Source organism: Rhizobium sp. PDO1-076 (assembly GCF_000247475.1).
Taxonomy (GTDB): Bacteria; Pseudomonadota; Alphaproteobacteria; order Rhizobiales; family Rhizobiaceae; genus Allorhizobium.
The window spans coordinates 1-18,142 of sequence record NZ_AHZC01000397.1; the positions used below are offsets into that span (position 1 = coordinate 1).

Here is an 18,142-nt window from a genome sequence, read left to right on the forward strand (position 1 = left end):
ACCTCAGCCCGGGCACTGCTTCAGCTGGGACGCATAGGTATAAGTAATGCTGGTGAAGCGCTTGGCGCCTTTCAAGGCTTCCGGGCGGTTCTTGTAGGCGCCGCGCAGATAGCCGGCCTGGCCGGAATGATAGGCGAGATAGAGCTTGTAGGGGTCGTTCAGCGGGATGCCGGTCTTGGACGCGCTTTCGCGGTGGTACCAGCCGATGAACTGCATGGCATCGCCGAAATCGGTGCGGCGGGCGCCCCAGCGGCCGGTTTCGCGCTGGTAACGCTCCCAGGTGCCGTCGAGCGCCTGCGAATAGCCATAGGCGCTGGATTGCCGTTTCCACGGGATGAAGCCCAGGAGCTTCTTGCGCGGCGGTCGCGCCGTCGCGCGGAAACTCGATTCGGTATAGATCGTCGCCATCAGGATCGGCACCGGAACGCCATATTCGCGTTCGGCCTTTTGCGCCGCACTGCGCCAGTTGTTGAACAGCCCGTCGCGCTGCTCGAAGATCGCGCAGGCATTGCGGGTCTGGCTCGGGGGCTTGGCACAGGCCGACAGCATCAGCATGACGCCAATGGCGGAAACAACAGCGGTACGCATAACAAAACCTCGCTTCGTCCGGCTCAGTTTATTACCTAAAATTTAACGAAAGGTTTTCTTAACAGACCGGATCTTGCATCACCGGAAATGGTGATGACGGGTACGAGGAGCACGCTATCCATTGGTGGACGCACATCCCGCGTGCTTGTCGTGACATGTCAGGTCCAGAGGCGGTGCATCAGCAAAGTGCATACACTTCATTGCTGGCCACAAACCGAATTGCACCGTTGATCTTGCCAAATTGCATTTGAGAAATTTGGTAGCGGGAGGCGGACTTGAACCGCCGACCTTGGGGTTATGAATCCCACGCTCTAACCACCTGAGCTATCCCGCCACACATTCGGATCATTGGCTTTTGCGGCCCGCCGTCCGAAGCGTTGGGCGGCTTATAAGGCGTTGCTCCGACCAAAGTCAAGCGCAGTGAAAGCAAAAAGAACTCTGCTTTCACTGCCTTTTTCTTTCCCGACCTTAAGCTGCGACCGGGCTTGCCAAAAGTGCCTTGAGCGAGGCTTCGGCGCTGTCCGAGCGGGCCGAGCGCTCGATGAAGCCGCCGCCATAGACGCGGGCGTCGGGGCCGGGGGCCGAATAGAGCACGCAGGCCTGGCCGGGGGCGACGCCGGCTTCGCCGATTTCGAGATCGACATAGACGCCGGTTGCGTCTGCATGCAGCACGGCCGGTGTCGGCGGGCGGGTCGAACGGACCTTGGCAAAGCAGGCAAAACCGCTGGCTGCTTCTTCTTCCAGGGTGAAGTCGCCAAGCCAGTTGATGTCACGCAGATAGACGCGGTGCGTCTCCAGCGCTTCCTTCGGGCCGACGATGACGCGGCGCGAGCGGGCGTCGAGATAGACCACGTAGAGGGGATCGCCGGTGGCAACGCCGAGGCCCTTCCGCTGGCCGATCGTGTAGTGCAGGATGCCTTCGTGCTGTCCCAGAATTCGGCCATCCAGATGCACGATGTCGCCGGCCAGAGCCGCATTCGGCTTCAGCTTGTTGATGATATCGGCATATTTGCCCTGTGGCACGAAACAGATGTCCTGGCTGTCGGCCTTCTTGGCGACGACGAGGCCCATGTCTTCGGCGAGCGCCCGGGTTTCGGCCTTGGACAGGCCGCCAAGCGGGAAGCGCAAATAGTCGATCTGTTCCTGGGTCGTGGCGAACAGGAAGTAGCTCTGGTCGCGCTCGTTGTCGATCGGGCGGAACAGGGCGCGGTGGTTGGGATCGTTGGCCAAGGGCACCGATTTCGAGCGGATATAGTGGCCGGTTGCGAGCGCATCGGCGCCGAGTTCCTTGGCGGTCGCCAGGAGATCGGCGAACTTGACTGTCTGGTTGCAGGCAACGCAGGGGATCGGCGTTTCACCGGCGACGTAACTTTCCATGAACGGGTTGATCACCGTGTCGCGGAAACGCTGTTCGTAGTCGAGCACGTAATGGGGAATGCCGAGCGTCTCGCAGACGCGGCGGGCATCGTCGATATCCTGGCCGGCGCAACAGGAGCCAGCGCGGTGGACCGCGGCGCCATGATCGTAGAGCTGCAGCGTGATGCCGAGCACGTCATAACCTTCGCGTTTCAGGATGCCGGCCACGACGGAGGAATCGACGCCGCCCGACATGGCGACGACAACGCGCGTATCTTCCGGTCTCTTGTCAAAATCCAGCGTGTTCACGGGCTTCGTCTCTGTGCGTTCGAAAGACCGTTTGTCGCCGCCATTTTGCGGGATCAGGGCGTATTCCAAAGGGCGAAAACCCATTTGCCGATACCGGTCCGATTGTTGAGGGATATAGAAAGGAATGCCCCTTCATGCAAGAGCGCTGATTCGCACAAAGCCTTGTGGCCGGGGCGAATGTGCCGAGGAGACCATAGCACCATGTCCGTCATGCTTACCGTCAGCCCCGAAATTTTCCCGATTGCCGGCGCTTTTACCATCTCGCGGGGGTCGCGGACCGAAGCCAGGGTGGTGACGGTGACGCTCACGGATGGTCCTCATGTTGGTCGCGGGGAATGCGTGCCCTATGCGCGCTACGGTGAGACGGTCGAGGGTGTGGTGGCGACGATTGCGGCCGTGGCGGACGAGATTGCCGGCGGACTTGACCGCATCGGCCTGCAGGCGCGGTTGGAGCCGGGTGCTGGGCGCAATGCGCTCGACTGCGCCTTCTGGGATCTGGAGGCCAAGCGGGCGGGCCAGCCCGTCTGGCAATTGGCGGGGCTTGGCGCACCCGGGCCGCTGCAGACCACCTATACACTGTCGCTCGGAACGCCAGCCAGCATGCGGGCAGCGGCCGAGCGCGAGGCGGGCAGGCCGCTTTTGAAGGTCAAGCTCGGCGGAGAGGGCGATATCGAACGGATCGAAGCCGTCCGCTCCGGCGCGCCGCAATCGGCGATCATCGTCGATGCCAACGAGGGCTGGACGCTGGATCAATACAAGGCGCTGGCGCCGGTTTTCCTCAAACTTGGCGTGACACTGGTCGAGCAGCCGTTTCCGGCCGGGGCCGACGATGCGCTGCTCGGGCTGGAACGGGTGCTGCCGGTCTGCGCCGACGAAAGCTGCCATGACCGGCATTCGCTGGACGCGCTGACGGGCAAATATGATGCGGTGAACATCAAGCTCGACAAGACAGGTGGCCTGACCGAGGCGCTTTTGATGCGCGACGCAGCCATGGCCGCCGGGTTCGAGATCATGATCGGCTGCATGGTCGGCACGTCGCTGGCTATGGCGCCTGCCTTCCTGGTTGGCCAGGGGGCGGCTTTCGTCGATCTCGACGGGCCGTTGCTGCTCGCAAAGGATCGTGATGCGGCGATCGTCTACGAGGGGTCGACGATGCAGGTGCCACCCACCGCACTTTGGGGATGACGTAGCGCAGCCTCAGCGCCTGACGGGCGCTGCCGGGCCGTTGACCGCAAGCCAGATCATATGTTTCGCCCCGCCGCCCTTGCGGCTGGCCCGGGTCGGCACTTCCTCGGCGGCAAAGCCGCATTCCTTGATACGTTTGGTAAAGCGCGGATCGGGGCCTGACGACCAGACGGCGAGCACGCCGTTGTTGCGCAATGCGGCTTTGGTCGCGCGCAGGCCGCGCAAATCATAGAGGCTGTCGTTTTCTGCGCGGGTCAGGCCATCCGGGCCGTTGTCGACATCGAGCAGGATGGCGTCATAGGTGTCGCGCGACCTGGCGATCAAGGCCCCGACATCGCCGACATGAATGCTGACGCGCGGATCATCGAGACTGCCCTTGTAGATCTCGGCCATCGGACCGCGTGCCCATTCGACAACGCCCGGCACCAGTTCGGCAACTGTCACTTTTGCGTCTTCAGGCAGGACATCCAGCGCCGCGCGCAGGGTAAAACCCATGCCGAGGCCGCCGATCAGGATATGGGCCTTACGGGTCTCTTTGATGCGATCCCAGGATAGGGTGGCCAGCGCTTCTTCCGAGCCGCTCAGCCGACTGTTCATCAGTTCGTTGGCGCCGAGCATGATGGAAAACTCGCTGCCGCGCTGTTTCAGGCGCAGTTCACCGCCGCCGGGGATACTGGCGCTATCGAGCTGGATCCAGGGAAGCATGGTGTTCTCTCATTGCTGGCAAGATGGGCCGTCGCCGGCAAGAGCAGCCGTCCTATCACGAGGCTTGCTGCCATTTCAATTGCGGCGCGTCTGCGACCGGGTTTTGTCTTGGACAGGGCCGATGGTTTCGCTATCGTCGCGGCCATCTGTTCACGAGATTCTGGAAATCATGCCCGCACCTGTCAATACTTTCAAACGCGCTCTGGCCGCGAACGATACCCTGTTGGTTGGCCTCTGGGTGGCCCTTGCCAGTCCGCATGCTGCGGAAGTCTGTGCCGGTGCCGGGTTCGACTGGCTGCTGATCGATGGCGAGCATGGACCGAACGATATCCCGCTGATCGCAAGCCAGCTTGCAGCGATGGCGCGGCATTCGGCCCATGCGGTGGTCAGGCTCGTCGTCGGTGAGCCCTGGTTGATCAAGCAGGCGCTTGATGTCGGCGCGCAGACACTGATGATCCCGATGGTCGAGACCGGCGCGCAGGCGGAACTTCTCGCCAAGGCCTGCCGCTATCCGCCGGAGGGTATGCGCGGTATGGGCGCAAGCCTCGGCCGGGCATCGGATTTCGGCCGGATTTCCGACTATGCCGAAACCGCCAATCGCGAGATCTGCCTGATTGCCCAGATCGAAAGCCGGATGGGTATCGACAATGCCGATGCGATCATCGCCACCGAAGGGGTCGATGCGATCCTGATCGGTCCGGCGGATCTCGCCGCCGACATGGGCTTTCCCGGCCGGTCGACTGCGCCGGAGGTCATGGCAGCGGTGGATGCCCTGATCCGCAAGATCGTCGCGGCCGGCAAGCCGGTCGGCATCATGTCCGGCGATCCGGCGATGATTGCGCTGGCGAAAGCAGCGGGCATCCGGTTCCTTGCGACCAGTTCCGATGTCGGGCTGCTGATGAAGGGTGCCGCGGCGCTTGCAACCTCGATGCGCAGCTAAGCGGTAGTGGATTTCTGATGAAGCTTTCTCTTGATGCCGCGCAGTCCCTTGTGGTCGGCGCTCTCTTGCGGTCCGGCGTGGATGCTCACAATGCCGCATCGGTCGCCCGGGCGCTGGTCAGTGCCGAGGCCGCCGGCCAGGGCGGCCACGGGCTGCGGCGCGTGCCGGCCTATTCGGCGCAGGCCAAGGCCGGCAAGGTCGATGGACAGGTGATGCCGCGTGCTGTGTCACCACGCCCTTCCGTGCTGGCCATTGACGCAATGAACGGCTTTGCCTACCCGGCACTGGATCTGGCGGTGGCCGAACTGCCGGAAATCGCCAAGGCACAGGGCATTGCGATTGCCTCGATCTATCGTTCGCATCATGCCGGCGTGATGGGGCTCACCGTCGAACGGTTTGCCGAACAGGGGCTGGCGGCGATGATGTTTGCCAATGCGCCGGCATCTATTGCGCCGTGGGGCGGCAAGAAGGCGCTCTATGGCACCAATCCGATCGCATTTTCAGTGCCGATCGCGGGCGGCGATCCGATCACCGTTGATCTCGCTATTTCCAAGGTTGCGCGCGGCAAGATCATGGCGGCGCGGCAGAAGGGCGAGGCCATTCCGGACGACTGGGCGTTCGACCTCGACGGCAATCCGACCACCGACGCCGAAGTTGCGATGACCGGCATGATGGCGCCGCTCGGTGGCGCCAAGGGTGCGGCGCTGGCGATGATGGTCGAGATCCTGTCGGCCGGGATCACCGGGGCCAATTATGCCTTCGAGGCCTCGTCGCTGTTCGACGACAAGGGACCGCCGGTGGCGCTCGGCCAGACGATCATCGCCATCGATGCCACAGCGACCGGTGGCGCGGGCGTGTTCAAGCGGCTGGCGCTTTTGGCCGACGAGATCGATGCGCAGGAGGGTGTGCGTATTCCCGGCCGTCGTGGCCAGGGGCTTTCGCGCACGGCCGAGGCCGAGGGCATCGAGATCGAAGACGACGTGATTGCCGCGATCGACGCCATCGCCTGAGTTTTGCCGCAAGGGCCATGTGGAGGGGATCAGTCCTGATCGGTGTAGTCGTTGCGGTTGATGCCGTGGCGCTGCAGCTTGTCGTAGAAGGTCTTGCGCGGAATGCCGAGCGCTTCCAGCGTCCTTCGCACGTCACCGTCATTGTCGCGCAAAGCCTTGCGGATCAGGTTGCCTTCGTGGCGTTCCATGCGTTCCGGCAGGCTCAGGCCCTCATCCGCCGAGGATGGCTCCAGCAGGGGCTCCGATGCCATCTGCGGCGGCGGCGTGATGCCGAGCACGACACGCTCGGCATAGTGGGCAAGCTCGCGGACATTGCCGGGCCAGGCATGGCTGTCGAGGTGGCGGGCGATCTCGCCGGTCAGCACCGGCACATCGCGCTTGAAACGTTCTGCGGCGCGGGCGGCGAAATGTGAAAACAACAGCGGGATGTCGGCGCGCCGTTCCCTAAGTGGCGGGATAGAGACGGTGACGACGTTGAGCCGGTAATAGAGATCCTCGCGAAAATCGCCCCGTTCGGCCGGATTGCCGAGATCGACCTTGGCGGCGGCAACGACGCGCAGGTCGACCGGCCGCACGTCGTTGATGCCAAGCGGCGTGACTTCGCGCATTTCCAGAACACGCAGCATCTTCACCTGGGTGGCTGGCGGCATGCTTTCGATTTCGTCGAGAAACAGCGTGCCGCCACTGGCATGTTCGATGCGGCCGATGCGTTTCTTCTGGGCGCCGGTAAAGGCCCCCGCTTCATGGCCGAAGAGTTCACTTTCGATCACGGTCTCGGGCAGCGCGCCGCAGTTCAGCGCGACAAAATTGCCGCGGTTGCGACGGCTCCAGCGGTGCAGGAGGGTGGCGACGACTTCCTTGCCGCTGCCGGTCTCGCCTGCGACCAGCACGTCGATATCGGTGTCGGCGATCTGGCGCAGCGTCTGGCGCAGATGTTCCATGGCCGGCGTCTGGCCGATCAGCGGCAGGTCGTCCTGACTTGCCTCGGCGGCCTGGCGCAGGCGGCGGTTCTCGATGACCAGCTTCCGCATGGCGGCGGCGCGGCTGACGCTTTGCACGAGACGATCGGCAGCAAACGGCTTGGCGATGAAATCATAGGCGCCGTCCTGCATGGCCCGGACCGCCATGTCTATGTCGCCATGGCCGGTGATTAAAAGGACCGGAAGTTCGGGATCGAGGGCCTTGATCCGGGAGAACAGTTCCAGCCCGTCCATGCCGGCCATGCGGATGTCCGTGACGACGACGGCGTCGAGGTCGGGCGAGAGCAGGGCGAGGGCCTGGGTAGCGGATGGAACGTCGCGCACGGCGAAACCGGCAAGCTCCAGCGTCTGGCGGGTGGCATGCCGCAGGGCGGCATCGTCGTCGACAAGGATGATGTTGGTGTCTTTTTTCATCGGCCGGCACGCTTCAGGGTGACGGTGAAGGCGGTTCCGGCAGTCGTGCTTTCGACATCGATGCGACCTGCGTAGTCGCTGACGATGTCCTTGCAGATAACAAGACCCAGGCCGAGGCCACTATCCTTTGAGGTGTTGAACGGGGTGAACAGGTTTTCGAGGACTGTCGGCGGTATGCCCGGCCCGTTGTCGGCGATGGCGATCGCCACCTCGTCAGGGTTTGCGGGGGCGAGACTGACGGAGATGCTGCCGTTGGCGCGGCCGTCCACGGCTTCCAGGGCATTCTGCAGCAGGTTGATCAGTACCTGTTCCAGGCGGATGCGGTTGGCCGACACGGTGATGCCCTCGGGGATCGACTGCACCTTCAGCATATCGAGGTTGCCGGCAAAGCGGCTGCGCAAGAGCAGCAGCGCACCGTCCACGGCGGTTTTCAGGCTGACGGGCTCGGCGGCGGCGCGTCCTTTCCGGGCGAAGCCGCGCAATTCGTTGGTGATGGCACCGATCCGGTCGGTCAAGGCGCCGATGGCGTTCAGGTTTTCCGATGCCGGCGCGGTTTCCCCCCGGGTGAGATAGGTGCGCGCGTTGTCGGCATAGGCGCGGATCGTGGCAACGGGCTGGTTGATCTCGTGGGCGACGCCGGCCGCCACCTGGCCGAGAATGGCAAGTCTGTTGGCCTGCACGAGTTCATGCTGGACGGTCTGCAGGCGTGTCTCCGTCGAGCGGTGTTCGCTGATTTCGGTCTGCAGCCTATCCCTTGCCATGGTCAGTTCGCTGGTGCGGGCGGTGACCTTACGTTCCAGATCGTCGCGGGCGGCTCGCTCGGCTGCCTGGCGACGCAGTGCCCTGCCGCGACGATAAAAGAGGAGGGCGGCCAGCGCGATCAGCGGGAGAACCACCATGAGTGCGGCAAGCCGGGCCTGCCAGATACCCGCAGTCATGACATCTGCCGCCGGCGCGAAGACGTGCATCTTCCACGGCGTGCCGGGCACATCCAGCGTCACGGACATATGCGGCTGTTGCGGCATGCCGTCGCCCGGTTCGGTTGACGCCATGTGGTGACCATCGAGATCCATCAATTGCCAGACCGGCAGCGGCTCTAGGGAGGCCTCGCCGAATTGCAGGCTTGCGCGCACGGCAACCCGTTCCTGCGGTGGAATGTCATCGGTGCTGAGGAAGCGCCATTCCGGCCGGCTGGTGATCAGCACGATGCCGTGGTTGTCGGTGACGAAGGTGGATCTGCCGGTCTTGCCCCAGTCACGCTCAAGCGCATCGAATTCGACCTTGACGACCACGATGCCTACGGCGACATCGTTTTCATCGCTGACCCGTTGCGCCAGATAGAGACCTGGCCGCTTGCTGACATTGCCCAGCGCATATTGTTCGGCGCGCCCCAGGGACATGCCACGCGTGAAATATTCGCGGAAATTGTAGTCATTGCCAACGAAGCTGTCGGGCTCCTGCCAATTGCTGGCCGCAATCGCGATGCCATCACGACCTATGACATAGATGACCGCAGTCTTCGTGCCGAGGACCAGCGCCTCGAGTTTCCTGTTCAGGGCTGCGACCGCTTCGGCCGTCGGATTGGTCAGCGCGCCGCTGACCTGCCTGTCGGCGGCAAGCACCAGCGGCAGCGCGCGGGGGCGTTCGAGCGTTGCCTGCAAGAGTGCGCGTTTCAGTTCGGCATCTTCGGTCACATCGTCGGCCAGCGTCGAAACAGCGCTGCGCATGCCCGCTTCGCCGGCGAAAAAGAGGGTACCGGTAAGTGCGAGCACCGACAGCAACAGGAAGACCAGCCAGAATGCCCGGCGTCTGACAGACGATGGTGGCAGATCCAGTGAAGATTGCGTGTTTGAGGCCATGACGAATTGTGCGTCAAACCGCACTGTTTGCCAAGTATGGCGTGCGAACATCCGCACGCCTTCAGTTAATTCAATCTGAAGAGATAATTTTATCCAATTATATCAGTGGCTTGAGTTTCGCCGTCGCAATTGGCACGCGCCTTGCTTATGAAACGGCAACGGGGTCCGCTCCGTGTTTCACTCACTATCGCAGTGCCCGGGAGGCCGGAACGAGTTCCGACAGGGGCGACAACGGAGGAAAGCATGCAGATCGAAGCCACGGGCCATGCGCCCCAGGGTAAGCAGCCCTTTTACAAACATCTCTATGTCCAGGTTCTGGCAGCAATCATCGCCGGCATCCTGCTCGGCCATTTCTATCCGGAAATCGGCACGCAGTTGAAGCCGCTCGGCGATGCCTTCATCAAGCTGGTCAAGATGATCATCGCGCCGGTCATCTTCCTGACGGTGGCAACCGGGATTGCCGGCATGTCCGACATGAAGAAGGTCGGCCGCGTCGCCGGCAAGGCGATGCTCTACTTCCTGACCTTTTCGACGCTGGCGCTGGTCGTCGGCCTGGTGGTCGCAAACGTCGTCCAGCCGGGTGCCGGCATGCATATCGACCCGGCCTCGCTCGATGCGTCGGCTGTGGCGACCTACACCGAAAAGGCGCATGACTCGACGATCATCGGCTTCCTGATGGGCATCATCCCCACCACCATCGTCGGCGCATTTGCCGATGGCGATATTCTGCAGGTGCTGTTCTTCTCGATCCTGTTCGGCATTTCTCTGGCGCTGGTCGGCGATGCCGGCAAGCCGGTGACGGATTTCCTGCATGCCGTGATCAGCCCGATCTTCAAGCTGGTTGCCATCCTGATGAAGGCGGCCCCGATCGGTGCCTTCGGCGCCATGTCGTTCACCATCGGCAAATATGGCATCGCCTCGGTGACCAACCTCGCCATGCTGATCGGCACCTTCTACCTGACCGCGTTCCTGTTCGTGGTCGTGGTGCTCGGCGCGGTCGCTCGCTACAACGGCTTCTCGATCTTCGCGCTGATCCGCTACATCAAGGAAGAACTGCTGCTGGTGCTGGGCACCTCTTCTTCGGAAGCGGCGTTGCCGGGTCTGATGAACAAGATGGAAAAGGCCGGCTGCAAGCGCTCGGTCGTCGGTCTGGTCATCCCGACCGGCTATTCCTTCAATCTGGACGGCACCAATATCTACATGACGCTGGCGGCGCTGTTCATTGCCCAGGCGACCGACATTCATCTGCCGCTCGGTGACCAGATCCTGCTGCTCGCCGTTGCCATGCTGAGTTCGAAGGGTGCTGCCGGCATCACCGGCGCGGGCTTCATCACCCTGGCGGCAACCCTGTCGGTGGTTCCGTCCGTTCCAGTTGCCGGCATGGCGCTGATCCTCGGCATCGACCGTTTCATGTCGGAATGCCGTGCACTGACCAACTTCATCGGCAATGCGGTGGCGACCGTGGTCGTTGCCCGTTGGGAAGGCGAACTCGACGAGAGCCTGTTCCATGAAGCACTCGGCGGCAAGGTACTTGAGGAGGCCGAAATGCAGCCGGTGCTGCAGGCGGCGGAGTAACATTCGGCGCCGACCCAAGACGGTTTGCCGAAATCAAGGCGCGGTCCGGTTCGTCCGGATCGCGCTTTTGTTTATTCAGCAGCGATGATGTGAAACTGCGGCGGGCTTTCCGGATGCTGCGCCTTGCCCATCAGGTAAATCAGACAGCTTGTGCGCAGCAGCGATGCAAAATTGCTGACCTGACCGTTGATTTCCAACGCTTCGTCGTAGAGCGTCGACAGGAAACGCGACGTCGACAACTGCTGGCCTGCCGCGATTTCATCGATCAGATCCCAGAAGGCCGCCTCGATCTGGATGCTGGTCGAATGACCGCCGATGCGAACCGAGCGATTGACGGCGCGATAGCGAGCCGGATCCTGTCCGGCGAAAACCTCACACATGCGCATTTCCTCCATCATTTCTTGTTTTGAAGCATAGTATGCGACCGGCACGCACAGGGGTCAATTTCGATCTTTCTCATACGTGCCTGTCCGATCGACGCCGAATTTGACCCAGCACGCAGCAAAATCGCAGATGCGGTAATGGGCTGCTACCCGCACCGCGCTTCCCGGTAGCACACTCTGGTCATTGCATGATTTGACGCAGACTGAATTTGACGCAGACTAGGGAGTTTGACTTGGCCAAGATGATCCATTCGATGGTGCGGGTGCTTGATGAGGCGCGGTCCATTGAGTTCTACCAGAAGGCCTTCGGTCTTTCGGTTGCCGAAAGACTGGATTTCGACACCTTCACGCTGATCTATCTGAGCAACGACGAGAGCGAATTCGAGCTGGAGCTGACGGTCAACAAGGGCCGGGCAGACGCTTACAATCCTGGCGATGGCTACGGCCATCTTGCCGTTTCGGTCAGCGATCTCGACAGCGAGCATCAGCGGTTTACCGATCTCGGGCTCAATCCGGGAAAGATCATCGATTTCAACCGCGATGGTGCGCTTCTGGCCCGGTTCTTTTTCGCCACCGATCCCGACGGCTACAAGATCGAGGTCTTGCAGCGGCACGGCCGGTACAAATGACGGCAAGTCCGGCCGGGTTGGAGGACCGGGCCAGACACCGTTTCGACAAAGGGTCGCGCGGCTGCCGCGCCGTCCGATGCAGGTCGGAGCAAACGACCTGCCAATAACCACAGGACTTTGGGAGGAGACTGACGTGGTAACAGTGTATGAAAAGACAAAAGGCCTGTCCCGCCGCGAGCTTTTGAAACGCGGCAGCATCGGTGCCGCGCTGGTGATCAGCGGGACGGCAGTAATCAGCCCGCAGAATGCCTGGGGGCTGGAGACCACGGCACTGAAGCCGGACAGCATGGCGACGCTGATCCAGCTTGCCCGCGATATTTATCCGCATGACCAGCTTGCAGACCGTTTCTACGCGATTGCCGTGAAGGGGCAGGACCAGCGCGCGGCCAAGGAAGACGCCCACAAGACGCTGATCGAGGACGGCATTGCCGATCTCGACAAGCGGGCCGGCGTAACTGGCTATCGCGGCCTGGGCTGGGAAGACGATCGCGTCGCCATCCTGCGCGATATCGAGACGACGCCCTTCTTCCAGGCGATCCGCGGCGATCTCGTGGTCAGCCTCTATAACCAGAAGGAGCTGTGGCCGATCTTCGGCTACGAGGGCGAGTCCTATTCCAAGGGCGGTTACATAGAGCGCGGTTTCAACGACATCGAGTGGCTCTGACGACCGCAGACGCGGCAGTAATCAGCATTGCAAACAGCATCGCCGCCCGAGGAGGCCCATCGCGGATGGGAAGGGAGTGGCGGCGCAGTCTCGACATGCCGAATTGACATTCCTGGGAGGAAATCATGGCAGCGCCTTACGATCTCAACGACGACAGCGTGGTCGTCATCATCGGTTCGGGTGCGGGCGGCGGAACGCTCGGCAACGAACTTGCCCAGAAGGGCATCGACGTCGTCATTCTCGAAGCGGGCGGACGCATCGAACACGAAGACTTCATCAACGACGAATGGGACAGCTTTTCCCAGCTTGCCTGGCTCGACAACCGCACAACCGGCGGCGGCTGGCGGGTGTCGAAGGATTTTCCCAACCTGCCGGCCTGGATCGTCAAGGCCGTCGGCGGGACGACGACGCATTGGGCCGGGGCGTCGTTGCGGTTCCAGGAGCACGAGTTCAAGACCCTGACCAACTATGGCAAGGTCGAAGGCGCCAATCTGCTCGACTGGCCGATCACGCTCGCCGAACTGGAGCCGTATTACGCCAAGGCCGAGGACAAGATGGGCGTGACCCGGACCAACGGTATCGAGGGGCTTCCGGGCAACAACAATTTCAAGATCCTGAAAGCCGGTGCCGACAAGCTGGGCTACAAGGAATGTCACACCGGCAATATGGCGATCAATTCGGCCGATCGCGATGACCGGATGAGCTGTCAGCAGACCGGCTTCTGTTTCCAGGGCTGCAAGTGGGGCGCCAAGTGGTCGACGCTCTACACGGAAATCCCAAAGGGCGAGGCGACCGGCAAGCTCGAAGTGAGGCCGAACGCGCATGTCGTCAAGATCGAACATGACGCCACCGGCAAGGTGACTGTCGTGGTCTATGCCGACAAGGATGGCAAGCTACACAGCCAGAAGGCGCGGATCGTCTGTCTCGCCGGCAATTCCATCGAGAGCCCGCGGCTGCTGCTCAATTCGGCGTCGTCGATGTTTCCCGATGGTCTTGCCAATTCGTCCGGCCAGGTCGGCAAGAATTACATGCGCCACACGACCGGTTCGGTCTACGGCGTGTTCGAGAAGCCGGTACATTTCTACCGCGGCACGACCATGGCCGGCATCGTCCGCGACGAGGCCAAGCATGATCCGTCGCGCGGCTTCGTCGGTGGCTATGAACTGGAGACGCTGGCGCTCGGCATTCCGTTCATGGCGGCTTTCCTCGACCCGGGCGGCTGGGGCCGATCCTTTGCCTCTGCGATGGACCAGTATGCCAATATGGCCGGCCTCTGGATCGTCGGCGAGGACATGCCGCAGGAGCAGAATGCGGTGAAGCTGCATGGCGAACTGAAGGACAAGTACGGGATGCCGATCCCCGATGTCTGGTTCACGGACCATCCGAACGACGAGGCGATGCGCAATCACGCCTACAAACAGGGCATGGCGATCTATGAGGCGGTTGGGGCGACCCGTACCTTCCCGACGCCGCCCTATCCGTCGACCCATAATCTCGGAACCAACCGGATGAGCGAGAAGGCGCAGGATGGCGTGGTCAACAAGTTCGGTCGCAGCCACGACATCAAGAACCTGTTCATTTCGGACGGGAGCCAGTTCACCACCGGTGCGGCTGAAAACCCGACATTGACTATCGTATCCCTGGCCATCCGACAGGCGGAACACATCGCCTCCGAAATGGCAGCAGGCTCGATCTAACCTCCCCCCGTCCAGTGCGGAGGGGCGGCCCGCGTGCCGCCCCTCCAACTTGTCGTAGACGGGCCTTGCGCATACTTGACAGACAGAGCCGGCGTCCTTCAATCAAGGCGATTGCAATGGCACGGGGCTGGGTCACTGATGACTGAAACGGACGTCAAACTGGATGAGAGCTGGAAACGCGTGCTGTCGCCGCAATTCTCAAGTTCCTACATGCAGGCGCTGAAGGCCTTCCTTGTCGAGGAGCGGGCTCAGGGCAAGCACATCTTCCCGAAGGGCCCGGAATATTTTCGCGCTCTGGACCTGACGCCTCTTGATCAGGTTCGCGTGGTGATCCTCGGACAGGACCCCTATCACGGTGCGGGCCAGGCGCATGGCTTGTGCTTCAGCGTGCGGCCGGATGTGCGAATTCCGCCGTCTCTGGTCAACATTTACAAGGAACTGAAGGCCGATCTCGGCATTCCGCCGGCGCGGCACGGCTTTCTCGAAAGCTGGGCAAGACAAGGCGTTCTGCTGCTCAACAGCGTGCTGACGGTCCAGGAGGCGCGCGCCGCATCGCATCAGGGCAAGGGCTGGGAGCAGTTTACCGATGCGGTCATTCGCGCCGTCAACGACGACTGCGAACATGTCGTCTTCATGCTCTGGGGCGCCTATGCGCAGAAAAAGGCAGCCTTCGTCGACCGCAATCGCCATCTGGTGCTGAAGGCGCCGCATCCGTCGCCGCTGTCGGCGCATAACGGTTTCTTCGGATCGCGGCATTTCTCCCAGGCCAATGCCTATCTGGCGGAGCATGAGCGGCAGCCGATCGACTGGCGCTTGCCGGATGCGGCATAGTCTTGGCTCCGGTCAATTTTTCGATCCCGGTTGATTTTTATGGTTTCACTATGGAACAATAGTGTCTGCATTGCCCGATGTTTGTTGATTTTCGTCATTTTCGCGTCCAGTTTACTTGTGTTTTCAGCTATCGATTTTCAGGGCGCATCTCATGATACATGACCCTGTTGCCGTGTCGCCCTGGCGGCGGCCCGCGACAATTCCTGCTGACCTCGTGCGTGCACCTGCGCGAGGAGCGGTCGATCTCGCTGTAATCGGTGCCGGGTTCCAGGGGCTTTCGGCGGCGCTTCAGGCGGCGCGGCGCGGACTATCGGTTCAGGTGATCGAAGCGGCCAGCCTGGGCGAGGGTGCCTCCGGCCTGAATGGCGGGCAAGTGATCCCGGGTCTGAAGTTTGACCCGGAAGCGCTGGTCGCGATGCTCGGGCCTGAACAAGGTGCCCGACTGACAGAGTTTTCGGCCGGCACCGCCGATGCGGTCTTCGACCTGATCTCGAACGAGAAACTTGCTGTGCCCCACTGTCGCACAGGCTGGATCCAGGCGGCTCATACCGAGACGGCAATGGCAGCGGCTGCCCAGCGCAACCGGCAATGGCGGGCGCATGGCGCCGACGTCACCCTGCTCAATCAGGCAGAAATCGCGTTGTTGACCGGGGCCAAAGGTTACAAGGGCGGCTGGCTGGACCGGAGGGCTGGTACGATCGATCCGCTTGCCTTCGTCTTCGAGCTGGCGCGACTTGCCGTAGATCAGGGCGTTGGTATTGTTCTCAACCAGCGGGTGACGAGCCTGCGGCGCGATGACGGAAGCTGGCGGGTCACGATGGCCGGCGGCGGCGAGGTACGGGCAGCCAAGGTGCTGGTTGCGACCAATGCCTATTCCGAGGCGCTGGTTCCGGGCCTGGCGCAAAGCCTTGTCTGGCTGCATTCGTTCCAGATCGCCACGGCGCCGCTGCCGGCCAGCCTTGACGATATCATCCTGCCGCATGGGCAGGCGGTGTCCGACAGCCGCCGCATCCTCATCTATTTCCGCAAGAGCCCCGACAACCGGCTGGTGCTCGGCGGGCGGGGTCCGATGCGGGTGCCGACAGGTCCGCAGGACTGGCAGCATCTCGAGCGAGCGTTGACGCGTCTCTATCCGGTCCTTCAGGGGCTGCCGATCGAACGCCGCTGGTTCGGCCGCGTCGCAGTGACCGCCGATTTCCTGCCGCATCTGCATGAGCCACAACCGGGATTGCTGATGGTTGCCGGATGCCAGGGGCGCGGTATCGGGTTGATGACCGCCCTTGGCACGCCGCTCGCCGACTATATCGCCGGCGGGGATCCGCGCCTGTTGCCACTGCCGGTTTCGCCGATCCGACCGATCCCGCTACACCGGTTCCGTCGTGTCGGCGTGGCCGCCAGGATCGCCTGGTTCCGGATGCTCGACAGGCTGGAGCGATAGCAAGCGTATTCTGATTGGGGATTGCAGATCTGGCGGAACAGGACCGCTTGCGGAGCGTGATGGCTTGGACAATAGTGCAGGCCCGCCTGCCAAGGCCTGCCATGACCTGCAATGTCCCCTCCGGAGCGCTTATGTCCCATCACTTGAAGTTCTTTATCGACGGCGCTTGGGTGGACCCGGCAGTTCCAGCTTTGCTCGACGTGATCGATCCCTCGACGGAGGAGGCGTTCACGCAGATTTCCGTCGGCGGCAAGGCCGATGTCGATCGGGCCGTGGCGGCGGCGAAAGCGGCCTTCCAGAGCTTTGCGGTGACGGATCGTTCCGAGCGGCTGGCGCTGCTCAAGCGCATCCTGGAGATCTACAACGAACGCTACGAGGACATTGCTGCTGCCGTCAGCCGTGAGATGGGCGCGCCGCTTGCCTTTGCACGCGAAAGCCAGGCCTGGGCGGGGCGGGCGCATCTGGAGGCGACGATCGCTGCCTTCGAACGTTTCGAATTTTCCGAAAAGCGCGGCTCGACGATGGTGGTCAAGGAGCCGATCGGCGTCTGCGCCCTGATCACGCCGTGGAACTGGCCGCTCAACCAGATCGTCTGCAAGGTGGCGCCGGCGATTGCTGCCGGCTGCACCGTGGTCTTGAAGCCATCGGAAATCGCGCCGATATCGGGCATCATCTTTGCCGAGGTCATTGAGGCTGCCGGAACGCCGAAGGGTGTGTTCAACATGGTTAACGGCAACGGCCCGGATGTCGGCCAGGTCATGGCCGGGCACCCGGATGTCGACATGGTTTCGTTTACCGGCTCGACGCGGGCCGGAATCATCGTTGCGAAGACCGCAGCCGAAACAGTCAAACGCGTGGCGCAGGAACTGGGCGGCAAGTCGGCCAATATCATCCTGCCGGATGCGGATCTCGAGACGGCGGTGCGCAAGGGCGTCGAAGGCTGCTTCGGCAATTCCGGCCAGTCCTGCGATGCGCCGACCCGCATGCTGGTACCCGCAGACCGGCATGACGAGGCGCTGTTGTTTGCCCGCGATGTGGCCGAGGCATTCATCGTCGGCGATCCGCAGGCCGAGGATACGGTTCTGGGACCGGTGGTCAGCGAAATCCAGTTCAACAAGATCCAGCGGCTGATCGAAGTGGGCATCGAGGAGGGCGCGCTGCTGGTCACCGGCGGGCCGGGCCGGCCGGAAAACCTCAATCGCGGCTACTATGTGCGCCCGACGATCTTTGGCCACGTCTCGCCCGACATGACGATTGCGCGCGAGGAGATTTTTGGCCCGGTGCTGTCAATCCTGCCGTATGAGACGGAAGAGCAGGCGATCGCGATTGCCAATGACACCGTCTATGGCCTGGCTGCCTATATCCAGTCCGGCGATATCGAGCATGCCCGCAAGGTCGCGGCCCGGATGCGGGCGGGCTCGGTGTATCTGAACTATCCCGAGTGGGACACGTTTGCGCCATTCGGCGGCTACAAGCAGTCAGGCAATGGGCGGGAATACGCGGACTGGGCTATCCATGATTTCCTGGAAATCAAGGGTATCGTCGGCTGGGATGGCTGAGGTGCCGATGTTGTCCATGC

Annotated in this window: 16 protein-coding genes and 1 tRNA gene; 10 read left to right on the plus strand and 7 right to left on the minus strand. The window is 62.3% G+C overall.

The genetic code is table 11. From position 1 onward, the window contains the following. Positions 1-3: 3 nt before the first annotated feature. The 3 genes from PDO_RS20315 to mnmA form a co-directional block, all read right to left on the minus strand. A complete protein-coding gene (locus tag PDO_RS20315) occupies positions 4-588 on the minus strand; it encodes a transglycosylase SLT domain-containing protein (RefSeq protein WP_007606308.1) in 585 nt (194 codons plus the stop codon). 257 nt (positions 589-845) lie between these two features. Beyond that, a tRNA-Met gene (locus PDO_RS20320) sits at positions 846-922 on the minus strand. A 134-nt stretch (positions 923-1,056) separates the two neighbouring features. Beyond that, positions 1,057-2,253: a tRNA 2-thiouridine(34) synthase MnmA gene (mnmA, locus tag PDO_RS20325; protein WP_037074888.1), complete on the minus strand. Its 1,197-nt coding sequence runs from the start codon at positions 2,251-2,253 to the stop codon at positions 1,057-1,059. 201 nt (positions 2,254-2,454) lie between these two features. Between mnmA and dgcA the strand changes: the two genes are divergently transcribed. Next, a complete protein-coding gene (gene dgcA / locus PDO_RS20330; protein ID WP_007606310.1) occupies positions 2,455-3,438 on the plus strand; it encodes an N-acetyl-D-Glu racemase DgcA in 984 nt (327 codons plus the stop codon). Between the two features lie 12 nt (positions 3,439-3,450). Here dgcA and PDO_RS20335 read toward each other — a convergent pair whose 3' ends face one another. Continuing rightward, complete coding sequence (locus tag PDO_RS20335; protein ID WP_007606318.1) at positions 3,451-4,143, minus strand: spermidine synthase; 693 nt, start codon at positions 4,141-4,143, stop codon at positions 3,451-3,453. A 169-nt stretch (positions 4,144-4,312) separates the two neighbouring features. Between PDO_RS20335 and PDO_RS20340 the strand changes: the two genes are divergently transcribed. Together PDO_RS20340 and PDO_RS20345 are read left to right on the plus strand one after the other, a co-directional pair. Continuing rightward, positions 4,313-5,083: an HpcH/HpaI aldolase family protein gene (locus PDO_RS20340; protein WP_037074893.1), complete on the plus strand. Its 771-nt coding sequence runs from the start codon at positions 4,313-4,315 to the stop codon at positions 5,081-5,083. A 17-nt stretch (positions 5,084-5,100) separates the two neighbouring features. Beyond that, positions 5,101-6,093: an Ldh family oxidoreductase gene (locus PDO_RS20345; RefSeq protein ID WP_007606321.1), complete on the plus strand. Its 993-nt coding sequence runs from the start codon at positions 5,101-5,103 to the stop codon at positions 6,091-6,093. Positions 6,094-6,122: 29 nt separating this feature from the next. On the opposite strand, the gene PDO_RS20350 is transcribed toward PDO_RS20345, so the two are convergent. After that, positions 6,123-7,487 (minus strand): sigma-54-dependent transcriptional regulator, encoded by a 1,365-nt coding sequence (locus tag PDO_RS20350; protein WP_007606322.1) that lies wholly within the window; start codon positions 7,485-7,487, stop codon positions 6,123-6,125. After that, positions 7,484-9,346, minus strand: coding sequence for an ATP-binding protein (locus PDO_RS20355; protein ID WP_052023483.1), 1,863 nt, complete (start codon positions 9,344-9,346; stop codon positions 7,484-7,486). Before PDO_RS20355 ends, PDO_RS20350 begins: the two co-directional genes overlap by 4 nt. A 243-nt stretch (positions 9,347-9,589) precedes the next feature. Between PDO_RS20355 and PDO_RS20360 the strand changes: the two genes are divergently transcribed. Next, on the plus strand, positions 9,590-10,921 hold the full coding sequence (locus tag PDO_RS20360) for a dicarboxylate/amino acid:cation symporter (protein WP_007606328.1): 1,332 nt from the start codon (positions 9,590-9,592) through the stop codon (positions 10,919-10,921). A gap of 71 nt (positions 10,922-10,992) precedes the next feature. Here PDO_RS20360 and PDO_RS20365 read toward each other — a convergent pair whose 3' ends face one another. Continuing rightward, positions 10,993-11,301, minus strand: a complete 309-nt coding sequence (locus PDO_RS20365; RefSeq protein ID WP_007606331.1) for a ribbon-helix-helix domain-containing protein — start codon at positions 11,299-11,301, stop codon at positions 10,993-10,995. A 236-nt stretch (positions 11,302-11,537) separates the two neighbouring features. Between PDO_RS20365 and PDO_RS20370 the strand changes: the two genes are divergently transcribed. The 6 genes from PDO_RS20370 (at position 11,538) to PDO_RS20395 (ending at position 18,122) form a co-directional block, all read left to right on the plus strand. After that, positions 11,538-11,933 (plus strand): VOC family protein, encoded by a 396-nt coding sequence (locus PDO_RS20370; protein WP_007606332.1) that lies wholly within the window; start codon positions 11,538-11,540, stop codon positions 11,931-11,933. A gap of 133 nt (positions 11,934-12,066) precedes the next feature. Beyond that, positions 12,067-12,597 (plus strand): hypothetical protein, encoded by a 531-nt coding sequence (locus tag PDO_RS20375; RefSeq protein ID WP_007606333.1) that lies wholly within the window; start codon positions 12,067-12,069, stop codon positions 12,595-12,597. A 125-nt stretch (positions 12,598-12,722) separates the two neighbouring features. Next, complete coding sequence (locus PDO_RS20380) at positions 12,723-14,294, plus strand: GMC family oxidoreductase (protein ID WP_007606334.1); 1,572 nt, start codon at positions 12,723-12,725, stop codon at positions 14,292-14,294. Positions 14,295-14,432: 138 nt separating this feature from the next. Then, a complete protein-coding gene (gene ung / locus PDO_RS20385; RefSeq protein ID WP_007606335.1) occupies positions 14,433-15,125 on the plus strand; it encodes a uracil-DNA glycosylase in 693 nt (230 codons plus the stop codon). A gap of 151 nt (positions 15,126-15,276) precedes the next feature. Continuing rightward, positions 15,277-16,563 (plus strand): NAD(P)/FAD-dependent oxidoreductase, encoded by a 1,287-nt coding sequence (locus PDO_RS20390; RefSeq protein ID WP_007606336.1) that lies wholly within the window; start codon positions 15,277-15,279, stop codon positions 16,561-16,563. Between the two features lie 131 nt (positions 16,564-16,694). Continuing rightward, complete coding sequence (locus PDO_RS20395; protein ID WP_007606337.1) at positions 16,695-18,122, plus strand: aldehyde dehydrogenase family protein; 1,428 nt, start codon at positions 16,695-16,697, stop codon at positions 18,120-18,122. The last annotated feature ends 20 nt before the right edge of the window (positions 18,123-18,142 follow it).